Here is a 3297-nt window from a genome sequence, read left to right as displayed (position 1 = left end):
GGGAGGGAGACGACGGAACGGGCGCGAGCGGGGGGAGAGGGCGGACGAAGGCAGGGGGGAAGGCTCCGCGGTACCTCTGGCCATGCCGTACTTCCGTCCGGCGCCGCCCGGTGGATGCGTCCGGGGCCTCCCTTTCACCCGTGCGACGGTGACCTGCCGTCAGCCCGCGGGCGCGCTCCCGGGCACCGCCCGGGGAGCGGTCCTGGCGGCGGTGAGCGCGATGTTGCGGGCCATGCCGCCGAACACGACGGCGTGGAAGGGCGACACGCTCCACCAGTAGGCGTGGCCGAGCAGACCGTGCGGGTGGAAGAGGGCCCGCTGGCGGTAGCGGACGGTGCCGTCGTCGTCGGTGTCCACGCACATCTCCAGCCACGCGAGGCCCGGCACCCGCATCTCGGCCCGCAGCCGCAGCAGCCGGCCCGGCTCGATCTCCTCGACGCGCCAGAAGTCGAGCGAGTCGCCGACCCGCAGCCGTGCCGCGTCACGGCGTCCCCGGCGCAGGCCCACACCGCCCACCAGCCGGTCCAGGTGGCCGCGCGCGGCCCAGGCGAGGGGGAAGGAGTACCAGCCGTTCTCGCCGCCGATCCCCTCGACGACCCGCCACAGGGCCTCGGGCGAGGCGTCGACCGTGCGTTCCCGCTCGTCCGTGTAGAGACTGCCGCCCGCCCAGTCGGGGTCCGTGGGCAGCGGGTCGCTGGGGACGCCCGGCAGGGAGGCGGAGGACCACCGGGTGGCCACCCGGGCCTCCCGGACGCGTTGCAGGGCCAGGCGCACCGACTCGTCGAACGCGATCGGCCGGCCCGGCAGATCGGGCACGTACCGCGTGATGTCGTGCTCGTGGCAGACGACCTCGTGGCGCAGCGACTCGGTGAGCGGGCGGGCGATGGAGCGCGGCACGGGGGTGATCAGGCCGACCCAGTGGCTGGAGAGCGTCGGCGTCAGGACGGGCACCGGCACGATGAGCCGCCGGGGCAGCCCGGCCACGGCCGCGTACCGCATCATCATCTGCCGGTACGTCAGGATGTCGGGGCCGCCGATGTCGAACGTCCTGTTGACGTCGTCCGGCATCCGCGTGCTGCACACCAGGGTGCGCAGCACGTCCCGCACCGCGATCGGCTGGACGCGGGTGTTCACCCAGTTGGGGGTGACCATCACGGGCAGCCGCTCGGTGAGGTAGCGCAGCATCTCGAAGGAGGCCGAGCCGGAACCGATGATGACGGCCGCCCGCAGCACGGTCGTCGGGACACCGGAGGCCAGCAGGATGCGGCCGACCTCGGCGCGCGAGCGCAGGTGCGGGGAGAGTTCCTCCTCGGGCACCTCGACGGGGGTGAGCCCGCCCAGGTAGACGATCCGGCGTACGCCCGCCGCGCGGGCCTGCTCCCCGAAGATCCGCGCCGCCCTGCGGTCGGTCTCCTCGAAGTCCTTGCCCGTGCCGAGCGCGTGCACCAGGTAGTACGCGACGTCGACGTCCTGCATCGCCGGGGCGACCGACGCGGCGTCCGTGACGTCGCCGCGCACCGCCTCGACGTCACCCGCCCACGGATGGTCCCGCAGCGCGCCCGGGGAGCGCGCCAGACAGCGCACGCGGTGTCCCTCCGCGAGGAGTTCGGGGACCAGGCGGCCGCCGATGTACCCCGTCGCACCCGTCACCAGACAGCGCAGCCCGGCGCCGGAGTCGTCACCGCTCATGGCGTCCCGGCCCTCCTGTTCGGTCATCTTCCGCCCTCTTCAGTCCTGTTCGATCCCGTTTCGGCACCATCCGTGACACCCCTTCCCCGGAGGCGCCGCGGACGGATGCGCCGCGTGGGCCACACGGGTCAACCGGGGCCGGACCGAGGGGATGGAGGCGATGGGGGCGCGAGACAGCCGTACATGTCCCTGACGATCGGGGGCAGACGGACTTTCGGAGAGTCACCGGTCGAAACGGGAGGTCACCGTCATGGGTGCGAAGGTCCTGGAGCAGTTTCCCGCGGGAGCGCCGCGTGGGTCGTGGCCCGCTGAGGAGTACGCGGCGCGTCGCCGCGCCGAGGGCGAGCCGGCGGCGGTCGTGATGGATCTGGAGTCGGACGCGTTCCTCGTGGTGGTACCGGGGCGCGACGAGGACTGACCTTCACCCGTACGGAACGAACCGCGTGCAGCAGGCAGGACGCGGTGGGCCGGGGCCGCGTCACCGCGCCCCGGCCGTCGTTTGCGCCGGTCCAGGACATGAGACCGGCCGGGATCTCCTTGACGCCCCTGACCGGCGGCTGTCACGATCGGGACCATGATGATGCGACTGGACCTCACGCGGCGACGCCATGTCGACCTCGCGCGCGTCTCCAGCGCCGCCTGTCGCCCCGTGGCCTGATCCTCCGGATCCGCCGCGCCTCACCACCCTCCCCCCGCGGTCGAGCCCGCTGTTGAGACGCGTTCCGCTGCCCGCACCGGGCAGTCCATCGATCCCCGCGCCGTCCGGCCCGTCCGGATCACCGTCGCCCGACCCACCGTCGCCCGACCCACCGCCGCCCGGCCGGCGTCCGGCCGTCGCGGAGCGCGCGGGGTAACGCCCCCGTCCCGAAAGAGGACCCATGGCCACCGTCCTGTCCGTCTCCGGCAGCCCCTCCGCCTCCTCCCGCACCAACCGCCTGCTGCGCCACCTCGACCAGCGGCTCGTCGCACAGGGCCACGAGGTGGTCCCGCTCGACGTCCGGACGATCCCCGCCGAGGCGCTGCTCGGCGCCGACTTCCGGCATCCGGCGATCGTCGAGGCCACCGACCTCTTCGCCCGGGCCGACGGCGTCGTCGTCGGCACCCCCGTCTACAAGGCGGCGTACTCCGGCGTCCTCAAGGCACTGCTCGACCTGCTCCCGCAGTACGCCCTCACCGGCAAGACCGTGCTGCCGCTGGCCACCGGCGGGAGCACGGCCCACGTCCTGGCCATCGACTACGCGCTGCGCCCGGTCCTCAGCTCCATGGGCGCCCGGCACATCGTCCAGGGCTGGTTCACCCTCGACAAGGACATCACGGTCGGCGAGGACGGCCGGCTCACCGTGGCGCCCGCGGCCGGTGAGGCGCTGGGCCAGGTGCTCGACCAGTTCTCCCAGGCGCTGGGCCACCGGCCGGTCCTCGCCGCGGCGAGCTGACCGCACCCGCACCGCCCCGTACCCGCGCCCGCCCCCGTCGACGTCGCGGCTGTCGCCGTTGGTGGGCAGGAACCAGTGGAAGGCGAGGGACACGGGCGCGGTCTCCGATCGGGGCGCGAGAGGACGTACGGGGTGCGGGCGCCGGTACGGGCGCGGGCGCAGGTACGGGGGCGGG

The 3297-nt window shown here is 74.0% G+C and carries 4 protein-coding genes; 3 read left to right on the top strand and 1 reads right to left on the bottom strand.

Annotation, left to right across the window (positions count from 1 at the left end; translation table 11 throughout):
• Positions 1-159: 159 nt before the first annotated feature.
• The gene (locus FGF04_RS37195; protein WP_149515814.1) at positions 160-1716 is read right to left on the bottom strand and encodes an SDR family oxidoreductase; all 1557 of its coding nucleotides are present in this window, start codon (positions 1714-1716) and stop codon (positions 160-162) included.
• 223 nt (positions 1717-1939) lie between these two features.
• On the opposite strand from FGF04_RS37195, the gene FGF04_RS40440 reads away from it, so the two are divergent.
• From FGF04_RS40440 to ssuE, 3 genes are all read left to right on the top strand, one after another.
• Positions 1940-2107, top strand: coding sequence for a hypothetical protein (locus tag FGF04_RS40440; protein WP_188114384.1), 168 nt, complete (start codon positions 1940-1942; stop codon positions 2105-2107).
• 156 nt (positions 2108-2263) lie between these two features.
• On the top strand, positions 2264-2347 hold the full coding sequence (locus FGF04_RS42205; protein WP_408055717.1) for a putative leader peptide: 84 nt from the start codon (positions 2264-2266) through the stop codon (positions 2345-2347).
• Between the two features lie 220 nt (positions 2348-2567).
• Complete coding sequence (gene ssuE / locus FGF04_RS37190; protein ID WP_149515813.1) at positions 2568-3122, top strand: NADPH-dependent FMN reductase; 555 nt, start codon at positions 2568-2570, stop codon at positions 3120-3122.
• Positions 3123-3297 lie beyond the last annotated feature (175 nt).

The sequence above is a fragment of the Streptomyces apricus genome (assembly GCF_008369065.1).
GTDB lineage: Bacteria > Actinomycetota > Actinomycetes > Streptomycetales > Streptomycetaceae > Streptomyces > Streptomyces apricus.
Note: the sequence above shows the minus strand (reverse complement) of the source record. Positions and strands in the feature narration are given on the sequence as shown.